The sequence below is a fragment of the Halomonas meridiana genome, assembly GCF_009846525.1.
Classification (GTDB): domain Bacteria; phylum Pseudomonadota; class Gammaproteobacteria; order Pseudomonadales; family Halomonadaceae; genus Vreelandella.
The window spans coordinates 1057766-1075016 of the sequence record NZ_CP024621.1; the positions used below are offsets into that span (position 1 = coordinate 1057766).

Annotated in this window: 25 protein-coding genes; 8 read left to right on the top strand and 17 right to left on the bottom strand. The window is 55.3% G+C overall.

The window, feature by feature from the left end:
* Positions 1-114: 114 nt before the first annotated feature.
* Entirely contained in the window at positions 115-789 is a 675-nt protein-coding gene (locus CTT34_RS05150) for a hypothetical protein (protein WP_159341483.1), read from the top strand.
* 12 nt (positions 790-801) lie between these two features.
* Here CTT34_RS05150 and CTT34_RS05155 read toward each other — a convergent pair whose 3' ends face one another.
* Together CTT34_RS05155 and CTT34_RS05160 are read right to left on the bottom strand one after the other, a co-directional pair.
* Positions 802-1728: an alpha/beta fold hydrolase gene (locus CTT34_RS05155; protein WP_159341484.1), complete on the bottom strand. Its 927-nt coding sequence runs from the start codon at positions 1726-1728 to the stop codon at positions 802-804.
* Positions 1729-1798: 70 nt separating this feature from the next.
* Positions 1799-2410: a TetR family transcriptional regulator gene (locus CTT34_RS05160; protein WP_062373572.1), complete on the bottom strand. Its 612-nt coding sequence runs from the start codon at positions 2408-2410 to the stop codon at positions 1799-1801.
* Positions 2411-2641: 231 nt separating this feature from the next.
* On the opposite strand from CTT34_RS05160, the gene CTT34_RS05165 reads away from it, so the two are divergent.
* Both CTT34_RS05165 and CTT34_RS05170 read left to right on the top strand, forming a co-directional pair.
* Positions 2642-3673, top strand: a complete 1032-nt coding sequence (locus tag CTT34_RS05165) for a succinylglutamate desuccinylase/aspartoacylase family protein (protein ID WP_159341485.1) — start codon at positions 2642-2644, stop codon at positions 3671-3673.
* A 186-nt stretch (positions 3674-3859) separates the two neighbouring features.
* A complete protein-coding gene (locus CTT34_RS05170; protein WP_159341486.1) occupies positions 3860-5314 on the top strand; it encodes a catalase in 1455 nt (484 codons plus the stop codon).
* 67 nt (positions 5315-5381) lie between these two features.
* Here the strand turns inward: CTT34_RS05170 and dusA are convergent, their stop codons facing one another.
* Entirely contained in the window at positions 5382-6434 is a 1053-nt protein-coding gene (gene dusA / locus CTT34_RS05175; RefSeq protein ID WP_159341487.1) for a tRNA dihydrouridine(20/20a) synthase DusA, read from the bottom strand.
* 322 nt (positions 6435-6756) lie between these two features.
* Here dusA and CTT34_RS05180 point away from each other — a divergent pair, with 322 nt between their 5' ends.
* Positions 6757-7587: a site-specific integrase gene (locus CTT34_RS05180; protein WP_159341488.1), complete on the top strand. Its 831-nt coding sequence runs from the start codon at positions 6757-6759 to the stop codon at positions 7585-7587.
* Here CTT34_RS05180 and CTT34_RS05185 read toward each other — a convergent pair.
* From CTT34_RS05185 to CTT34_RS05240, 12 genes are all read right to left on the bottom strand, one after another.
* Entirely contained in the window at positions 7584-7802 is a 219-nt protein-coding gene (locus tag CTT34_RS05185) for a pyocin activator PrtN family protein (RefSeq protein ID WP_159341489.1), read from the bottom strand. The genes CTT34_RS05180 and CTT34_RS05185 overlap by 4 nt on opposite strands.
* Complete coding sequence (locus CTT34_RS05190; RefSeq protein WP_159341490.1) at positions 7799-8050, bottom strand: hypothetical protein; 252 nt, start codon at positions 8048-8050, stop codon at positions 7799-7801. Before CTT34_RS05190 ends, CTT34_RS05185 begins: the two co-directional genes overlap by 4 nt.
* Before the next feature lie 93 nt (positions 8051-8143).
* The gene (locus CTT34_RS05195) at positions 8144-9079 is read right to left on the bottom strand and encodes a DNA cytosine methyltransferase (protein WP_368027126.1); all 936 of its coding nucleotides are present in this window, start codon (positions 9077-9079) and stop codon (positions 8144-8146) included.
* A complete protein-coding gene (locus tag CTT34_RS05200) occupies positions 9048-9266 on the bottom strand; it encodes a TraR/DksA C4-type zinc finger protein (RefSeq protein WP_159341492.1) in 219 nt (72 codons plus the stop codon). Before CTT34_RS05200 ends, CTT34_RS05195 begins: the two co-directional genes overlap by 32 nt.
* A gap of 14 nt (positions 9267-9280) precedes the next feature.
* Positions 9281-11584 (bottom strand): replication endonuclease, encoded by a 2304-nt coding sequence (locus tag CTT34_RS05205; RefSeq protein ID WP_159341493.1) that lies wholly within the window; start codon positions 11582-11584, stop codon positions 9281-9283.
* Entirely contained in the window at positions 11581-11862 is a 282-nt protein-coding gene (locus CTT34_RS05210; protein WP_159341494.1) for a hypothetical protein, read from the bottom strand. The genes CTT34_RS05205 and CTT34_RS05210 overlap by 4 nt, the downstream gene beginning before the upstream one ends.
* Positions 11859-12260 carry a hypothetical protein gene (locus tag CTT34_RS05215; protein ID WP_159341495.1) on the bottom strand — a complete coding sequence of 134 codons (402 nt, stop codon included), beginning with the start codon at positions 12258-12260 and terminating at the stop codon, positions 11859-11861. Before CTT34_RS05215 ends, CTT34_RS05210 begins: the two co-directional genes overlap by 4 nt.
* Positions 12257-12586 (bottom strand): ogr/Delta-like zinc finger family protein, encoded by a 330-nt coding sequence (locus CTT34_RS05220; protein ID WP_159341496.1) that lies wholly within the window; start codon positions 12584-12586, stop codon positions 12257-12259. The genes CTT34_RS05215 and CTT34_RS05220 overlap by 4 nt, the downstream gene beginning before the upstream one ends.
* On the bottom strand, positions 12579-12767 hold the full coding sequence (locus tag CTT34_RS05225) for a hypothetical protein (RefSeq protein WP_159341497.1): 189 nt from the start codon (positions 12765-12767) through the stop codon (positions 12579-12581). Before CTT34_RS05225 ends, CTT34_RS05220 begins: the two co-directional genes overlap by 8 nt.
* 37 nt (positions 12768-12804) lie before the next feature.
* Positions 12805-13008: a hypothetical protein gene (locus CTT34_RS05230; protein WP_159341498.1), complete on the bottom strand. Its 204-nt coding sequence runs from the start codon at positions 13006-13008 to the stop codon at positions 12805-12807.
* Positions 13009-13039: 31 nt separating this feature from the next.
* Complete coding sequence (locus CTT34_RS05235; protein ID WP_159341499.1) at positions 13040-13246, bottom strand: hypothetical protein; 207 nt, start codon at positions 13244-13246, stop codon at positions 13040-13042.
* 41 nt (positions 13247-13287) lie between these two features.
* Entirely contained in the window at positions 13288-13584 is a 297-nt protein-coding gene (locus CTT34_RS05240) for a hypothetical protein (protein ID WP_159341500.1), read from the bottom strand.
* A gap of 65 nt (positions 13585-13649) precedes the next feature.
* On the opposite strand from CTT34_RS05240, the gene CTT34_RS05245 reads away from it, so the two are divergent.
* From CTT34_RS05245 to CTT34_RS05255, 3 genes are read left to right on the top strand one after another with little or no spacing between them, the layout of a single operon-like run.
* The gene (locus CTT34_RS05245; protein WP_159341501.1) at positions 13650-14306 is read left to right on the top strand and encodes a S24 family peptidase; all 657 of its coding nucleotides are present in this window, start codon (positions 13650-13652) and stop codon (positions 14304-14306) included.
* A gap of 30 nt (positions 14307-14336) precedes the next feature.
* Positions 14337-15269 (top strand): hypothetical protein, encoded by a 933-nt coding sequence (locus tag CTT34_RS05250; RefSeq protein WP_159341502.1) that lies wholly within the window; start codon positions 14337-14339, stop codon positions 15267-15269.
* Positions 15254-15793, top strand: a complete 540-nt coding sequence (locus tag CTT34_RS05255) for a hypothetical protein (protein ID WP_159341503.1) — start codon at positions 15254-15256, stop codon at positions 15791-15793. Before CTT34_RS05250 ends, CTT34_RS05255 begins: the two co-directional genes overlap by 16 nt.
* A 16-nt stretch (positions 15794-15809) precedes the next feature.
* Here the strand turns inward: CTT34_RS05255 and CTT34_RS05260 are convergent, their stop codons facing one another.
* Positions 15810-16379 carry a hypothetical protein gene (locus CTT34_RS05260; RefSeq protein ID WP_159341504.1) on the bottom strand — a complete coding sequence of 190 codons (570 nt, stop codon included), beginning with the start codon at positions 16377-16379 and terminating at the stop codon, positions 15810-15812.
* Between the two features lie 272 nt (positions 16380-16651).
* Between CTT34_RS05260 and CTT34_RS05265 the strand changes: the two genes are divergently transcribed.
* Positions 16652-17002: a S24/S26 family peptidase gene (locus CTT34_RS05265; RefSeq protein ID WP_159341505.1), complete on the top strand. Its 351-nt coding sequence runs from the start codon at positions 16652-16654 to the stop codon at positions 17000-17002.
* Positions 17003-17061: 59 nt separating this feature from the next.
* Here the strand turns inward: CTT34_RS05265 and CTT34_RS18575 are convergent, their stop codons facing one another.
* Positions 17062-17196: a hypothetical protein gene (locus tag CTT34_RS18575; RefSeq protein ID WP_302476123.1), complete on the bottom strand. Its 135-nt coding sequence runs from the start codon at positions 17194-17196 to the stop codon at positions 17062-17064.
* Between the last annotated feature and the right edge of the window lie 55 nt (positions 17197-17251).

A 17251-nucleotide genomic window follows, 5' to 3' on the forward strand; every position in this document is an offset into this window, starting at 1 on the left:
ATGAGCTACGCTAGTAGTGACCACCGTTTTCAGCTTGTACTAATAAACGCCAATAAATAGAGCTTGGGTCAGGCGAAAACAAGACTGGGCAACGCGCTCAGAGGAGAACACGCCATGCAAACGCTTATCTCTGCTGCTCTGCAGTTTCCTACCATCGTTTTTACCTTTTTATTAGCGCTCATTGCGCTCTATTGGCTGATGGTGCTCATTCGGCTAGCGCCGTTGGAGCTATTCGAACGCGACAGCTTGCGCGATGATCACATGGCCAGCACGCTCGTTTCGCTAGGGTTTGCTGGCGTGCCCGCCACGCTAGCGCTCAGCGTCTTAGTGCTCTTTGCTGGGGCGCTGTCGCTTGCCGTTGAGCTCCTGGCCCTGCGCTGGATGGCGCTGGGCATGCTTAGGGTGCCGGTGGGGGTACTGGTGGTGTGGGCTGCGCTCGCGGTGGCTTCTCCCATGGCCGCCGCTGTATGCCATGTGTTGCAGCGTGGGCTGCACCGTTATCAACCCTTCAAACGCCGCTGCCTGCTGGGCGCTACCGTCGTGGTGGCAGAGCGCCAAAACGATGAATCTGCCAGCGCTACGCTGCTCAATGAGCCCAGCAGTACGGTCAAATTGCACTGCAAAGCCGGGGACTGCCCGCAGCCAGGGGAGCGCCGTGTGCTGGTGAAATATCTTGCTGAGGAGGGTGCGTACCGAAGCGTTTTAGAGCAGCACTACTTGGACACGCGCGTGCGTATCAATAAGCTTCGTTTGCAGCACAAGCATCACCCTAACGGCTACTCTACCTGACTTCTGTTTGGGTTAATGAAACCAGCGCCGCCACTGCTTCGTCAGCCAACTCAGTAATGAGGACGAAACGGCGGTGCTGGGGGCCGCTGCGCGATGTGCACGTGCCGGTTCGTTGAGGAAGTGGCGAATGGGCGTAACCTGCTCAGGCGTATTGAGCATCGGCGCGTGACCACAGCCCGCTGCGGTCAACGTCGTCAACGTAGGCTGTGCCTCCGCCATCTTGGGAAGCGTCTCGGCGTCGAGCAGGGTCGATGTCTCCCCTCGAATCACCATGATCGGGCAGCGTATATTGGCCCAGTCCGCCCAGGTGTCCCTGGGCGTGTCGTGGATAAACTGCTCGCCGATGCGTGGGTCGAAGTGGTAGGTCCAACTGCCATCGGGCAGGCGGCGGGCACTATGAAGGGCAAGCTCTCGCCACTCCTCGGCGCGAGTAATGCCGAAGCTAGCGTAATGCTTGGTGAGTTCCGCTTTTAAGTCGGCAAAGTTGTTGAACCGATGCGTCACGCCAAAGTAGCTCGACAGAGCGATCAATCCCTCTTTGTTCAATTCTGGCCCTACGTCGTTGAGGATCAACCGTGAAATACGCGCGCGATGCTGCTCGTTAGCCGCGATGAGTATCCCTAACAGGCCGCCCATCGACGTGCCGAGCCAGTCCACCTGTTCGAGCTGATAGTGATCCAGTAGTGCGATCGCGATGGTGAGGTAGTGACTGTAGAGATAGTCGTGAGCGGGAAACAGCGACCAGCTCGATAACCCTCGTCCGGGGGTATCGGGCGCGAGGATTCGCCATTCACTGCCCAGCTCTCTTGCCAGCGCAGCAAAGTCGCCGCCGTGACGGGCAAGCCCGTGCCAGGCGATCAACGTGCGTGGTGCATCTGGGTTCCAGATACGAACGGCAATGTCCAGTTCGCGCACGCGAACAAACTCTAACGCATCCATACGGGGTACCTGTCAAAACGGATACGCTCAGTATAGTCCGCTATGCTGCAGTGCAATAGGGAGAGTCAGCTCAGCGGTGTAGCATGGCCATCAGGGCATCGATCAATTCGCCGCCTCGTTCGCGAAGCGAAAAGGCATCCGGGTTGCGCAGCCAGTCGTGGAACAGGCCGCCCAGCGTGGACTGCATGAGCCGCGTGGCCACCTCCGGCGTGACATCGTCGCGTAAAAGCTGTTGCTGTTGAGCGAGCTGAAACACCACGAGCATCTCGTCGAAGCACTCTTCCGCAATTTCGTCCTGCATTTCGATGGGATTGATATCACTAAAGAATTCACAGCGATGCAGCAAAATGGAAAGAATGCGCTGGTGGGAGGGCTGCTCCAAACGGTTCAACCCCGCGTGGCAGGCAAGACGAATGGCATCGAGCGGCGATACGGTTGGGTCGGCGTTATTGACCTCTTCCATCAGCGACTGGAACGGCATGCGCACTCGCTGCACCAGGGCCATGAACAGGTCGCCTTTGTTCTTGAAGTGCCAATAAACGGCGCCTCGGGTAAGGCCAGCATGGCGAGCGATTTGCTCTAACGACGTGCGTGCAACGCCTTTTGCGAAAAACACCTCTTCAGCAGCATCCAACAGCGCTTCGCGAGTTGCAGCAGCCTCCGCTTTGGTTTTTCTTGCCATGAAACCATTACCTCAATATCGACACAGAATGGCGCTATTTTATCTGATGTGACGGCTTTTTTACATTCAAAACTGTATGGATAGCGGGTTAAGTTGATAATGTAGGTTATCAAGCGCGTTACTTGATGCTGAAAAGCGTATAAGATCGATTTAGAAACGCTGTTTTAAAACCCTGAGGCACCGTGTTTTGGCGTGTCAGGCTCTGTCTCAACGTACGTGTAAGGAATGGCAATGGCGCGAGCACCTTTCTCTCTAGCTGGGCATACTGTGATGCCTGGGCAACGTTTACAGATCGACGTGCCGGTGGCGCGCCTTTATACCCATACGCCGCTGCATATTCCGGTCGAAGTGGTCCACGGCCGCAAAGAGGGGCCGGTGATGCTGGTCTGCGGCGGCATCCATGGCGATGAAATCAACGGTGTTGAAATTGTACGTCGTTTGCTGCGCTCGAAAGCGATCAATAGTCTGCGCGGTACGCTAATTGCGGTGCCGGTGGTCAACGTATTCGGCTTTTTACAGCAAACCCGCTACCTGCCAGATCGACGTGATTTAAACCGCTGCTTTCCGGGCAGTGAAAAGGGCTCGCTGGGTGGCCGAATTGCGGCGCTGTTCCGGGAGGAGATCGTCGATCATGCCACCCATATCATCGATTTGCATACGGGGGCCATTCACCGCACTAACTTGCCGCAAATCCGTGCACAGTTGAGTGCGGGCAGCGAAACCGAGCGTATGGCCGACGCTTTTGGCGCGCCGGTCATTTTGAACGCGGAACTGCGCGAAGGCAGCCTGCGCCACTACGCCCAAAGCCGCGGTATTCCGGTACTCACCTATGAGGCTGGTGAAGCGTTGCGCTTCGATGAGTGGGCTATCGCCCCTGGCGTGCAGGGCGTTCTGCGCGTTATGCGCCGGTTGGGCATGCTGACAGGCGAGCAGCGCCGCCGAGCACCGGCCCCGGCGGAGCTGGCCAATGGCTCAAGCTGGGCGCGTGCGCCCATCGATGGCATCCTGCGCCCCAAAGTGCGCCTGGGGGCACGGGTGGCCAAGGGCGAAGTGCTGGGCAAGGTAGCGGACCCGTTCGGTAACGACGAAGATGAAGTACGTTCCATGGCCGATGGTATCGTCATCGGCATGAGCCGCTTGCCGCTTGCCAACGAAGGGGAAGCGCTCTACCACATCGCCCGCTTCGACGAAATCGAAGAGGCCGAAACGGCGATCGAGAGTTTTCAATCCAGCCTAACGCCTCCGCCAGACGCAATGTATTAATAAACTTCGATAGAAAAATGCTATTAGGCTAATAGCCATGCAACCAGCGCCATGGATGGCGCGATACCGCCTTGTTGACTATACCTGTGTGGGTGCCGCCTTAGCTTACGTTAAAAAAGCAGCAGCGAGCGGTGCTTTCCAGTGGTACATACCGTGCCATGTCGAGCGTGACAAGGAGGAAGAGTAATGAGCAGTGGTAGCCAGCATCCCACCACCAATGAAGCAGGTATTCCGGTATCGAGCGATGAGCATTCGCTATCGGTAGGCGCGGATGGCCCGATCGTCATGCACGATCACTACCTGATGGAGCAAATGGCGGCGTTTAACCGGGAAATGATTCCCGACCGCCAGCCCCACGCCAAAGGCAGCGGCGCGTTTGGCCACTTCGAAGTCACTCACGACGTCAGCCAATACACCAAGGCGGCCTTCCTGCAGCCAGGCACAAAGACCGATGTGCTGATCCGTTTTTCCACCGTGGCAGGCGAGAGCGGTAGTCCGGATACGTGGCGCGACCCGCGCGGCTTCTCGATTAAGTTCTACACCGAAGAAGGCAACTTCGACATGGTGGGTAACAATACCCCCGTGTTCTTCGTGCGCGATCCCATGAAGTTCCAGCACTTCATCCACTCCCAAAAGCGCCGCGCGGATAACGGCCTGCGGGACCACGATATGCAGTGGGATTTCTGGACGTTGGTGCCCGAGTCTGCCCACCAAGTCGCGTGGTTAATGGGCGACCGCGGTGTGCCCGCCACGTGGCGACATATGAACGGCTACTCCAGCCACACCTATATGTGGGTGAACGAGGAAGGTGAGCGGTTTTGGGTGAAGTATCACTTTAAAACCGATCAGGGCATTAAGTGCATGACCCAAGAGCAGGCCGACCAGATGGCCGGTAGCGATGCGGACTACCACCGCCGGGATCTGTTCGAGGCGATCAAGCGCGGCGACTACCCGACTTGGACGCTGCACATGCAGATCATGCCGTTTGAGGATGCCAAGACCTACCGCGTTAACCCCTTCGACCTTACCAAAGTGTGGTCGCATAAGGATTATCCGCTGATCGAAGTGGGCAAGCTGACGCTAGACCGCAATCCCACGGATTTCCATAGCGAGATCGAGCAGGCCGCGTTCGAGCCCAACAATATGGTGCCGGGCACCGGGCTTTCGCCGGATAAAATGCTGTTAGCGCGCTCCATTTCCTACGCCGACGCTCACCGTGCGCGGTTGGGGGTGAACTACAAGCATATTCCGGTCAATACGCCCAAGTGCCCCGTGCATAGCTACGGTCAGGGTGGTGCGATGCGCATTCGTCATGCCACCGACCCTGTGTACACGCCCAATAGCAAAGGCGGCCCCAAGGCCGACGGACAGCGCTATCCGGAAGACGCGGTGTGGTCGACGGATGGGCAATTCGTGCGCGCCGCGTATACGCTGCGCAAAGACGACGATGACTGGAGCCAAGCGCACGCATTAGTGCGTGAGGTGATGGACGATGCCCAGCGCGACCGTTTGGTTTCCAACGTGGTGGGGCATCTTTCCGGTGGCGTGACGGAACCGGTCTTGGAACGCGCCTTTGAGTATTGGCGCAATATTGATCAAGAAGTGGGCGAACGTATTGAGCAAGGCGTTCGCGCGCAGTAGCCCCTCAAAAGAAAACGCCCAGCGATAGCATCGCTGGGCGTTAGCTAAACCGTCAGCCCGTTAACCGTTAGGTTACGGGCTGGTTGGTCGTATTCTTCTCAAAAGCTTCCACTTCAAACTCAGGCTCGCGAACCAAGCCGAGCGCGTCATCAAACAAGCGTAAGCCCGCGCCCTCTTTATGTGCGTGCTCCGACAGGTGACGGCGGAACCGACGCCCGCCAGGGCAGCCCTGGAAAAGCCCTAGCAAGTGGCGAGTAATATGATTGAGCTTCGCCCCCTCATCTAGCCGCTGCTGAATGTACGGGCGAAACGCCGTGGCCGCTTCCAAGCGTGTACGGGCAGGGCCCTGCTCGCCAAAGAGCTGCTCATCCACACCCGCCAGTAGCCATGGGTTTTGGTACGCTTCACGACCCACCATCACGCTATCCACCTGCGCAAGCTGCTCTTGGCACTCCGCCAGGGTTTTAATACCGCCATTGATACCAATATGCAGCTCAGGATGGCTCTGCTTTAGCCGATGTACGCGGGGGTAATTCAGCGGCGGAATATCGCGATTCTCTTTCGGCGACAGCCCCTGCAGCCACGCCTTACGGGCGTGTACGGTAAATACTTCACAGCCTGCTGAGGCCACAATATCAATAAACCGCGCTAAATCGGTGTCTTCATCCTGGTCATCGATACCAATACGACACTTCACCGTGACCGGAATCGACACCGCCGCCTGCATGGCCTTCACCGCAGCGGCCACTTTGTCGGGGTGGCCCATGAGGCACGCGCCAATCATATTGTTCTGCACCCGGTCACTTGGGCAGCCAACGTTTAAGTTGACCTCATCATAGCCCCACGCCTGCGCAATCGCCGCGCACTCCGCCAGCTCACCCGCATCGCTGCCTCCCAACTGCAGAGCAATGGGATGCTCCACTTCGCTATAGCCCAAAAAGCGCTCGCGGGGAGAACCATGTAGCACCGCCCCGGTGGTCACCATCTCGGTATACAGCAGCGCCCGCTTGGTGAGCGTGCGGGCGAAGGCGCGGTAGTCGCGGGTCGTCCAGTCCATCATGGGGGCAATAGAAAACAACCTACCCCTGTCAGCACTGCTATTTCTATTTAAATCAGTCATTTAAGAAATTCTGTAACTGTATGGATATACATTTCTAATACCACCTGATACCGTTAAAAACCGCCCTTAGTGTACCACCAGTGTACCAAGCGGCGGCAAACTCCCAATTTCCAAAAATCTTGGTACACCAATGGCTAGTTTTCAGAAGCGGCAAGGGGCTTGGCGGGCTATTGTACGGAAGAAAGGCCACCCCTCCCAGAGTAAAACGTTCAGCACCAAAGCCCGGGCCCAGAAGTGGGCGCGCCAGGTCGAAGGCCTCATCGAAGCGGGCCTGATAGGTGAGGGCAACATACCCACCATTGATGACCTATGCCGGTGGCACTTGGCTCACCTGGAAAGAACCTCCAACCGTGGCCGCAAAAACCAGACCGGAGCGAACAACATCAAGCGGGGCCTGGGTGCAGAAACGCTAATCACCGAGATCAATTATTTGAAGCTGCAGGTGTTCTGCGAGACGCGAATAAAGGTTGACGGTGTTAAGCCCTCTACCACGCTGCTGGATGTCCTCTTTCTCTCGGGTGCCATCACCACCGCAGTGGTAGAAGGTCGCCTGCACTCTGATTATAAGACCAAAGTGAGTGGTTGGTTATCAGGCTTGAAGCGGGCAGGCTTAACAGGTAACCCGGAAGATCGGGAGCGGCGGCCGTCAAATGAAGAGCTAGAACTGCTGCTGGTTCATACCCAGCACAATCGGGCGCTTCGCACGATTCGCTATCACGACATTATCCGCTTTGCCGTGGATTCCTGCATGCGGCTTGATGAGATCTGCTCACTGCGCTGGTCAGACTTCGACGCTAAGAGCGGCACCATCGTGGTCAGGCTGCGCAAGCATCCGGTTAATAAAACCGATCAGGTCGTCCCGCTCATGGGGAAAAGCCAGGCCATTATCGAAGCCCAGCCACGCGCCGGAGAGAAGATCTTTCCCTTCAACACGGATTCGGTTTCAAACGGCTTTCGTCGTGTGTGTAATCACTTAGGGATTGAGAACTTACACTTTCACGATTTGCGGCATGAAGGTATTAGCAGGCTGTTTGAACGGGGGTATCAAATTCAGGAGGTGGCCATCGTTTCTGGCCACCGGGATTGGAAGAGTTTAAAACGGTATGTGAATCTCAAGCCCGGTGAGTTGGTGAAGAGGGAAAGGGCGGCTTAGGCCGCCGTTTCGCGTTGGGCGTCAATGAATTTGGCGGCATCGGCAATATGCACCATGGGTTGGCGGGCGGTGCGGGTGAGTGGCACCGGGAAAGTGCCTTGCGCGATCCGGTTGCGGGCGGTCTGTAGCGACACGCCCATAATGTCAGCGCAGAACACTTCCAGAGGTATCAGCGGCTTTTCGTAGCATGCCAGCAGCATGAACTCAGTTTTCATTGTGGGCTTACTCCTTTCTGACGCGCCCGCCAGTGGTTGAATCGGTTGCGTATCATGCGAAACGTTTGGCACGCGGCTGGGTTGCTATCCAGCTCGGCGCGGCTGTTAATTTTGCAGGCGGCACACAGCCAGTCGCGTGCATCTTCGGCGGTATGGGTGCCGTCGGGTAACTGGCTTTCGTTTAGTTGGTGTTTGTACCGGCGGCGGCGATCCAGGTAGAGCTGAAACGCTTTGTCTTGGCACAGCATTGCTGCCTGGCGTGCGTAGGCACCACCTTTTGGTGGTGGCGGCGTTCTCGCTGGCGGAGTGTGGCTGTGTCTTGTATTTATCATGCTGCTACCTCACTCTTCGCTGAGCAGGGCGAATGCTGCCGCCGCCACTCGTGGAACTTGTCCATTTCCAAGGGCTTTAATTCTGTCCACCCGATTGGCCACCCCATCAGCCACTCGACCCACGTCGGGTTCAGCCGGCCACCTTGACCACCCTCGGGAGCTACTGCTGTGCTCAGCCGAACCTGTTGACCTTTTTCCTTTCTCTCCAGAAGTGACTGATTGCTCCATTTGTTTGCATCCGAGGCATTTGGTGTGGGGTACATCTTTACTACATCCGCCAGTGACGGAGACCGCCGAGCCATATCTCCCGGATAGCCATTTTTGTTCCAATCTGACGCCAGCGGCGTCGGGTACTTTTTTACTGCTGTTGCTAGTCCGTCCCCGCTTTTCGCACTTACCCCTTTCCGGTTGTTGTTCCCGCAGACTGTGGGAGTAGGCCACAATCCAGATTCTTTCCCTCTCATGGTGTGCACCAAGGTCGGCAGCGGATACGCAGCCCCATGGTGCATCAAACCCCATTTCGGCCAGGTCTCCGAGAACCCTTCCGAGTCCGCGAGAAGTGAGCACTGGGCTGTTTTCCACGAAGACGTAGCTGGGCTGTACTTCGCGAATGATCCGCGCCATTTGCTCCCATAATCCTGACCGCTGCCCCTCGATGCCGGCACCTTTTCCTGCAGCGGAGATGTCTTGGCAGGGAAAGCCGCCAGAAACGACGTCAACACGGCCTCGCCATGGCTTTCCGTCAAAACTGCACACGTCAGACCAAATTGGGAAAGGCGCGAGGGCTCCATCATTTTGTCGTTGCGCCAGAACTTGTGCGGCGTAGGCATCACGCTCAACGGCGCAGACGGTGCGCCACCCAAGCAGGTGGCCGCCGAGTATTCCGCCACCAGCGCCCGCGAAAAGAGCCAGCTCATTCACGAAACCCCCGCGCCTTGTGCTCACGGATGCCTTGGCAACCGATGCAAGTAGTGGCCCAAGGCGCGGCCTGGCGGCGCGCGACTGGGATCTCGTAGCCGCAATCGTCACACTCGGTGTTTGTGACGTGTCGGGCCAGCGCAGCACGGTTGGCCAGCGTGGCTTCCAGGCTTTGTTGGATGGTGACCGCGGCGCGGTCGACGTTATCGGCCATCGTTTTTCCTTCGGTTAACACAATTCAGGCGGGAAGTACTCTTCCTGCAGGGTTGGGGGTGGCGGCGCGAAGAGGTTTCGCGCGGCTTCTCGGGCGGCGATGGCGTCTTCGTACTCGGCATCGCGCTCGACTCGGTAAATTTCTGAGCTCTGCCACGCCTTGAGGCGTTCGAGCTGGGCTTTTAGCTCTGCTGGTGATGGCTCGCGGGGCTGGATATCTGGCCCCTGCGTACAGTTAGTGACACGAGTCCAAGGGGACGCGGCTTCGCCGCCTCCCGAAACCCCCTGGTGGCGCTGCGCTTTACTGCGCACTTCCCACTTATAAAAGCGGGTCAGGTATTCGTGTTCGTTGCCTCGGCCGTCGGAGACGACGATGCCGAAAGTGCCCAGTTTGTTTTCGCCGTGGCGGCCTTTGGCTTCGACGCCTTGGCGCACTTCGCCGGTGGCGTGGCTGAATTCGGCTTGTTGGAGATCCACGCGGGGCATCGTCCAGGGTTTGATGGGGCGCTGTTTGCGGGGCAGGTTAGGGCCGCCCATCAAACGTAAGAATTGGTCCCACTGGCCCGCGTTGGCGGCCTTGCGGATCTGGTGCAGGCGATCCGCCACGCGGCGCTCGGGGCGGGTGGCGGCTTCCCAGGCGGCCAGCTCATCGATGTGCTTTTCGTTCAGGCGGCGCACTTCACGCCACACGGTAACGCTAGGCAGGCCGACAAACTGAAACTGGCGAATGCCCCACACCGCCGCCCAGGATTCAATGCGCGGCGCCACACTGTTCAGCTCATGGCCATAGCGGTCTTTATCGTCGTTGGCCACGCCTTCGCGGGTGAACTGCTCGCCGTTGATGTTTTTTGAGATGTACTTGGCCACGTAGCCAGCGGCGGTGCCTTTCGCGTAGTTGATGCGTTCCACCTTGAACCGCGCAGTGGTTTTGCGGCCACGGCGGTCGTAAAGCTCTTGGGGCGTGTCGGCTTCTGCGTGGCTCTGCATGATCTGGTTGATGCGCTTGATGTCTTCGCGCTTCATCCAGAGCAGTAGATGCCAGTGGGGCGTGCCATCGTGATTGGGTTCCGCCACGCGGATGCCGTAGATACTCAGGTTCTCGCGGGCCAACGCTGCGCGGATGCGTGCCCACACCTTCTGCAAATAGGCCTGCGCCTCGCGCGGGGTGCTGCCGTCGTACTTCGGATTGCGGGCACTATTGCTGAATAGCACTGGATGAAAGCGCGACGGCGCGGTGATGGTGTAGAACATGCCCACGTGGCCCATGCGGCGAGATTCCGCCTCGGTGTCGCTGATGCGCAGCATCAATTCAGCGCGGCGGTGGTCGGGGTTGGATAAGCCTAGCTCGGCCAGTTCGGCCAGCGTGTATACCTGACCTTCCTGGTTGATGGCTTCCAGCGCTTCCAGCAGGGCGCGGGTACGGTTCTTTTGTGAACGGCGGCGGTCGAGCGTGAGGTTGCTGCAGTAAATGCCTGCGCGTTTGTGCACACGGTGCGCTTCACGTTGCACCTGTTCTAACCGTCGACCACACAAACTTCGCAGCCGCCGACGCCACCAAAGATAGTCGGTTAGCTTGGCAAGTTGCACGCTGCTTTTCAGCTTGAGGCTAGGTGGGTTAAGGCCATGCAGGCGCGCGCGGTGGCGGGCCTTTTCGAGCGCCATTTCATTGACGACAGCGAGGTTCATCACCGGGGTGCGATGCCACCGGAAAACAGCCATCAATGGAATGATGCCCAGAGGCGGGCTTAACGGGTTGCGTGAGGTGGCGATTTGCAGCGCCACTTCAAGCGCTTGGCCGGAAAGGGTGCGCGCCTTAGGCGTTTTCAGGTTGAGCGGGGGCGGCAGCAAGCCCAAACGCAGGCGGCGGTTATGCTCGGCGATGCCGCCGATCAGCTTGCTGCGCTCGCGTTCCAGCGCCGTGGCTTGGGCTTGGGCGTGGTTTGTCATCGCTTCATCGTCGTGGGTGGCATTCAAGCCGTGCACCACTAAGCGATCCTGAACGCTGGTCAGCCACGCGCAGGCGGCTTTCAGGCCTTCGATAGTGGTGGAGGCTCGCTTCACCAGAGCGTTAAAGCCACGCTCTAAATCCTCGGCGATGGCCGAAAAGCGGCGGTAGATGCTGGCCGGGTCGATGAGATCTTGCGCGTTGCGGCGTAGCCAGAGGTTAGCCGCGGCGTGGCCATGCCGCTTGGACACATGCGCGTATCCCTCGGCCAGCTTCTGAGCCAACGACGGCAAGCGCTCGAAGTGCGCCTGCAAAAAGAGGTAGCAATCTTTGCTGCCAGAGCTGTGTTGAAAGGCTAGGGCTAACGCGCTCACGCGGTTACCTCTTGAACCACCGTGCGCTCGCTGCCCACGGCTGCCATGTCTACCCCGATGAAGCGCGGCAGAGCAGGGGGAAGCTGAACGGCCGCAATGTCGATGCGGTAGTCCTCCAGCACGCTTTCAATTTGCGTGAGCTGGCAGCCGAAGTGATGCGCCTCGCGCTTTAGCTCCTCGGCGGCCATGCGGTGGCCCGCTTGTTCCAGCTGCTGGGCGAGGTAATCGAAACGCGCCTTTACGAGGTAAAGGCTGTGCATGGTGGTGTCCAGGTTCATGCGACCCCCTTTTCGATCAAGCTGAGCCAGTGAAGCGCGGCCTTGGTGTTGCCTTCCGCGATGGCTTGGCGGGCGTGGCTGGCCAGTTCAGCACTCGGGTGCTTGCGGTTGCGCAGCTGGTCTTTCAGGCCGCTGGCGTACTCGCTCATGCGGTGGATGGCGGCGCGCACGGCGGTGCGTTCGGTTTTATCGAGCTGGCTGATAGCTAGCGTGGCATCCACGGCCACGCCTGCGCTTTTCAGCACCAGACGGCGCTCGGCAAAGGGGAGATCCGACCAGACGACGACCAGGTCTTGGTCGGAAGCGCGCTGGTGAAGCTCGGCGCGGAGTGCGCCGAAGCCCGCGCGGTCTTGCTGAACGCGGGGTGTTTGGCGAACGGGTAACGGAGTGACGTTCATGCTGAGGCTCCTTTCTTCGGTGGCGATTCAAAACCCAGACGCATCTGGCCCTCGGCCTCTAGGCGAATTTGCCGTTTCAACCACGCACCAAATTTGATGTTCACGTCTGGGTTCGGGCGGTAGCTGGGCACGATGGTTTCGATGATTCCCAGGCTCGCTTTACAGCGGAACCCACACGCAAACTCACTGGTGCAGTTCAGGTACAGTTCGCGGTAGTCGGGTAGATGCGTCTTCGAAGTTCGCACCTTCATGTGGCTACCGCAGTGAGGGCAGTCGACCCTTAGCCGACTGACCTCGTGCATGGCGACTTCAGCGTCTTCAGCCACTGCGCCCCCTTAATTCGTAAAGCGCACGGCCTCGGCCGGTGAGGTTGCCCACGCCCTTGCGCAAGCGGCGGCGGGCGAGCCATTCGGCGGCTTGGTCGATGGTTTCCAAGCCTTGTTGCAGCCTCACCGCCTCTAGCTGGCGTTCGAGTTCGTCATCCAGCACTAGGTGGTTCTGGGGCATTTCAAGTGCTCCTTTTGGCCCTTTTAAGGACCTGGTTTTAGGATGCACGCTGGCCCACACTGGACCCCACGATGTCGCTGACGCCGAGCGTTTCCAGGGCCTCTTTCAGCACCAACTGGCGCAGCAGGGTGGCTTTGGAAAGGCCGGTGTAATCGACCAGGGCATCAATGACTTTGGCCTCGTAGTCATCCAGGTTGATGGCAGCGTAACGGTGGCGAATACGGCGAGAATCTTGGTGCATGACGGTGTTCCTTCTGCAGCGGCACACAGCGCTATTCGGCGGAGAGAGTGTCTTGGTCGTACTGTGCAATACCGCGCAGCATCAACATGCGGGCGGTGGCCGATTTGGAGCGCACTTCGAGCTGTTGAATCCTCTCCAGGTCGGCGCACTCGCTCTCGGTGAGGTAGGTCATCACGGGCTGTTGGCAGCCGCGCGGGGCGTAAATCGGCTTAGGGGGAATGGTGTTGGCGGTGTTCATGGGTTAGGCTCCAAATGTGAAAGACAATGCTTTTTAACCGCTCAGCGTTCGTACAAACGCACGAGTTTGCGCTGTAGGAAGTGCTCATCCATGTGGGCGCGCAGTTCCGCCAGGGCGTCTTCGATATCCACGGCGGGGGTATGGCTGGCCAACATCGTGGCAGCGAGTTGGCCAACCGCGTTGGCCGTGGTGCTTTCTTCCAGGGCTTCGAGATCCGCCAGCGGGTTACCGCCGCCGATCTCGGCCGTGATGGCTTGGCGGGTGGCGGGCGAGCAGCGGTTCAGTTCGACCTCGACACCGCGAAACAGCAGGATCGATTGAGGTGCAGGTGTGGCCATGGCAGTGGCTCCCTTGTGCTTGTGTAATAAAGTAAAAGACTTCACTAGATTGGTGTAAATATTACATGTCGTCAAGCGTAGATGTGGAAAAAATGCTGGCTCGACTGCGTGAAGCTATTCAAAACGCGGGTTACGAGACACTGGCTGATGCCTCGCGGGCTATTGGCGACGCGACCCCGCAAGGGCTGCGCGATGTAGTGACGGGGCGTAAAAGAGCATCTGTGGAATTTATGATGCGCCTGAGTGCTGCGGGTGTAGATATTACATACGTGATGGGTGGTAACGACGTTGCTATACCCGCTCAGGAGCAAACACCGATCAAGATGTACGACATTGAAGCCGCAGCGGGCGCTGGACGCAGCTTTGAAGGCGAACCAGTAAAAACCATCCTGCACTTTCCGAGCAGTGAGCTGGCCGAGCACGGACTAGACCCGGCTCAAGTGGTGGGCATCAAAGTCCGTGGCGATTCGATGGACGGCACCCTGGCCGATGGTGACTGGGTGCTGGTGGATCGGAGTAACCGCGACCCTAAGCAGGAAGGGGTTTTTCTGCTGCTGGTGAGTGGGGAGCGGCGGATTAAGCGGGTGCAGCGCTTGGCGGGCGGGGCGCTGTATTTGATTAGCGATAACGAGCACTACCAGCCGGAAATGATCAAACCGCAGGATATGCACGATGTGGAGATCCTTGGGCGGTGTGAGATTCGGATTGGGCGAGTTGTTTGAGTTTAAATAATTAATGAGCAAGGGATAAGTATGCATTCAGTTTCTCTGTATCACATGCGGGCATTTAATAAGCATAAAAAATATGATGACGGGTCAAATTACGCTCCTTTAGATGATGTGAATGGGAAAGATATTGTTGATATATTCAAGGCCTTTGCTGATGAATTAACAAAGGATGATTTTGAGGTTTCAGAAGAGGATAAGACTGTTATTTCTTTTCAACAGCCGAATGTCTCTGCAGGGGGGAGGTGTATATGGGGTGTTATAAACACTGGTGAGTTTGGCAATAAAGGGAATATACAAGATTATAGAACTGGAAAGCTTAGCTATGCAAAAAAGCCAAATGATGCTGATGTGAAAGAGATTTTTTATCTGCTTTTTTCTCCTGAGAAAAAGAATGAAGCAATTTTTGTTTTGCACAATATTAGTGGCAATGGCATTAAAACTATTCTGGATAAGAAGTTTGGGAATAGGTTTAAGGCTCAGACAAAATTGAATCTTCAGTTTAACCCAGTGGCTTATGAGAAAGCTGTTGAGCAATGGCTTCAAGGTCAGGTTAAAGAGATAAGGGCTATAAACTTTACCCCTTTTTCAGATAAAACTGACGCCCTTCCTGGGATGGGGCATAAACAGGCAATTCTAGTTCTGAAGCCTGAGCGCAATAGAAGCTTTGGTAAATTTTTGAATTTTCGTAAGGGTGAAAGATCTGAAGCCATTGAGTTTTTAGAAACAAACTGTAAAGACTTAAAAGCAGTTGTTGCAATTGATGGAAAAGAAAGAGTTTTCCGTATTGGAGGTAATAGGCAGAATCCTGTGTTTCGGCTAGACTTAGGCGAAGAAGTGACGGTAGAGCATGGTGTGCCTGACTTTAATGAAATGTATGAATGGGCTGTAGGTGTGGTTAATGATATTTGTGCTAAGGTTTATCCAGGCATGGGGGTTAAGTTATGTCTAGAAAAATAGATGTCTTTTTTATTCTTAAAAAGCATTGCCAAACATTAAATGTCTATAAAGATGGCGAGGAGAAAATATCATTCATAGATGTTTTCTCATTTTTCTTGCTGCCAGCACTTCTTGGTGTTTTGGTTGCTTTTTTCTCACACGGTATAAGCGATAATATTCTTACTCTCACGGTGAATTTTGGTGCAATCTCGACAGCTCTTCTAATGAGTGTTTTGGTATTGGTTTATGACCAAGAAGCCAAAATAAAAGACGTTCAAGATAAAAGCCGTTTAGTAGGTGGAAGTGCTGATGACAAATTAATTCTTCTCAAAGAGCTTTATCAAAATATTTGTTACACTATTGTTGCATCTATTGTTTTAGTGATTTTTTCGGTGGCTGGCATGTCCATGATTGGAGAGAATCTTTCTTGTTTTAGACAGATAGGTTTACAAGTGACTTCAGGGTTAGTTGTTGCTGTTTTTGTAAATATTGTACTTACTATGCTTATGGTTATTAAAAGGTTTCATGCGCTACTCACTAATTGATCTTAGTTTATTTGTGCTAGAGGTGCTTTTTGATTTCAATCAAGGCATCCTGTGAAGTCCAGTCGTAGTCTACTTTTACTTTTCTTGGCATGTCATTTTGGTAATGTATAGCGTATTTTTTTCTTAATTCCGTCAAAGGGTTTTCAACTTCTTTTATTTCAAGGTGTTGCAGTATAAATGATAATCGGATTGTTTTTGTTTTGATGTTTTCTTCAAGCGCGATTATTTCCTTTTCAATGAATGACTTTGTATCATCGTGTATGAATGCATAATTTTCAGACGTGTGTTCTCCGTCAATTCTGGCTGATATCACTGCGCCGTATTTTTCATCTATTTCATATTCTGCAAAGTTTGAAAACTGTGTGGCTACTCTTTTTTTGTAACGTTGCAGTCTTTCTATGTTGTTTTTTGTTTTTTCGTTTAAAAAGAAAATGTCTATTAGTTTCCATGCCGTTAAATCTCGAAGTACGAGTATTGAGGGCTTGAGTATAGAGGCTATTATTATTGCTAAACCTGCAGAAAACATAGTTATTAGTACTGTTTTAAAACTTAGCGCTAAAGTGATTTCTTTTGGTATCTCTTCCACCTTGTAGCCTCTCTTTATTAACGTTTATAAATAATCATTAGTGTGAATTTTCCACAGTCCACAGATCAAATTATTCTGAACAGCTTGGGCTAATCCTACTGCGTAGGTAATAGAATTTTCCAGCTATTTGTTGAATTGTCTATCAGGCCTCTTTGTTATGGCCACAAGAATTAATTCCATAACCCTTGTTAAGTACTGATAATTTTTACAGTATAAGACATTGGGACGCGGTGCAGTGCATCGCTCGTAATGGAGCCAACAGGGGAACGCGGATGCGAGTGAACTACTTGGGGCCTGCCGTGGTGGGTGTGGAGCACCCTGCGGTAGCGGAGATGGACCGGCGGAAGTTTCCGCCGAGTTGTTTTCTGGTCGAGATCGGCGACGAAGTGCCCCCAGGTGGGCCATGGATGGAGGGCGATGTGCTGGTGGTGGACGAAGCCCGCTCATATGGTCACGCCGATCTGGTGGTGGCGGAGGTAGAGGGCGAGTTCCGATTATTCAAAACCCACCGCGTCGGCAGCCGCTGCCGCTTATTGCCACCTTCGGGTGGGGAAGGGTGCTTCATCACCGCGACGCAGTTTCGCGGGGTGGTGGTCAGGCAAGCGCGGTGTTGGGCGGTGTAGGCGTACTTCTGTCAGTAAAAAGCCCTTAGCCATTGCCGATGACTAAGGGCTTATTTGTATTAGCTTTTCTTGCCTTTTCCTCCACTCGGCTTGGTCACTGTCTGAACGAACGTGGTGCTGGGCTTTGCCTTCACTTCTTTCGCGGAAACAAAGCGGCCAGTTTTCGCGCTCTTATTGACGGTCGTTTTGGTCATGCCGAATGCCCTCAAGTGGCTATATATGGTACTCCACCATAGAGTACTATACTTT

Excerpts from the sequence above, each read along its gene's own strand:
- CTT34_RS05165 (WP_159341485.1), top strand. The coding sequence starts at position 2,642 with ATGGCGCGAGCACCTTTCTCTCTAGCTGGGCATACTGTGATGCCTGGG.
- CTT34_RS05210 (WP_159341494.1), bottom strand. The coding sequence starts at position 11,862 with ATGAACCTGGACACCACCATGCACAGCCTTTACCTCGTAAAGGCGCGT.
- CTT34_RS05235 (WP_159341499.1), bottom strand. The coding sequence starts at position 13,246 with ATGAACACCGCCAACACCATTCCCCCTAAGCCGATTTACGCCCCGCGC.
- CTT34_RS05150 (WP_159341483.1), top strand. The coding sequence starts at position 115 with ATGCAAACGCTTATCTCTGCTGCTCTGCAGTTTCCTACCATCGTTTTT.
- CTT34_RS05185 (WP_159341489.1), bottom strand. The coding sequence starts at position 7,802 with ATGAAAACTGAGTTCATGCTGCTGGCATGCTACGAAAAGCCGCTGATA.
- CTT34_RS05240 (WP_159341500.1), bottom strand. The coding sequence starts at position 13,584 with ATGGCCACACCTGCACCTCAATCGATCCTGCTGTTTCGCGGTGTCGAG.
- CTT34_RS18575 (WP_302476123.1), bottom strand. The coding sequence starts at position 17,196 with ATGACCAAAACGACCGTCAATAAGAGCGCGAAAACTGGCCGCTTTGTT.
- CTT34_RS05170 (WP_159341486.1), top strand. The coding sequence starts at position 3,860 with ATGAGCAGTGGTAGCCAGCATCCCACCACCAATGAAGCAGGTATTCCG.
- dusA (WP_159341487.1), bottom strand. The coding sequence starts at position 6,434 with ATGACTGATTTAAATAGAAATAGCAGTGCTGACAGGGGTAGGTTGTTT.
- CTT34_RS05215 (WP_159341495.1), bottom strand. The coding sequence starts at position 12,260 with ATGAACGTCACTCCGTTACCCGTTCGCCAAACACCCCGCGTTCAGCAA.
- CTT34_RS05250 (WP_159341502.1), top strand. The coding sequence starts at position 14,337 with ATGCATTCAGTTTCTCTGTATCACATGCGGGCATTTAATAAGCATAAA.
- CTT34_RS05225 (WP_159341497.1), bottom strand. The coding sequence starts at position 12,767 with ATGCCCCAGAACCACCTAGTGCTGGATGACGAACTCGAACGCCAGCTA.
- CTT34_RS05160 (WP_062373572.1), bottom strand. The coding sequence starts at position 2,410 with ATGGCAAGAAAAACCAAAGCGGAGGCTGCTGCAACTCGCGAAGCGCTG.
- CTT34_RS05155 (WP_159341484.1), bottom strand. The coding sequence starts at position 1,728 with ATGGATGCGTTAGAGTTTGTTCGCGTGCGCGAACTGGACATTGCCGTT.
- CTT34_RS05200 (WP_159341492.1), bottom strand. The coding sequence starts at position 9,266 with ATGGCCGATAACGTCGACCGCGCCGCGGTCACCATCCAACAAAGCCTG.
- CTT34_RS05265 (WP_159341505.1), top strand. The coding sequence starts at position 16,652 with ATGCGAGTGAACTACTTGGGGCCTGCCGTGGTGGGTGTGGAGCACCCT.
- CTT34_RS05255 (WP_159341503.1), top strand. The coding sequence starts at position 15,254 with ATGTCTAGAAAAATAGATGTCTTTTTTATTCTTAAAAAGCATTGCCAA.
- CTT34_RS05245 (WP_159341501.1), top strand. The coding sequence starts at position 13,650 with ATGTCGTCAAGCGTAGATGTGGAAAAAATGCTGGCTCGACTGCGTGAA.
- CTT34_RS05230 (WP_159341498.1), bottom strand. The coding sequence starts at position 13,008 with ATGCACCAAGATTCTCGCCGTATTCGCCACCGTTACGCTGCCATCAAC.
- CTT34_RS05190 (WP_159341490.1), bottom strand. The coding sequence starts at position 8,050 with ATGCTGTGCCAAGACAAAGCGTTTCAGCTCTACCTGGATCGCCGCCGC.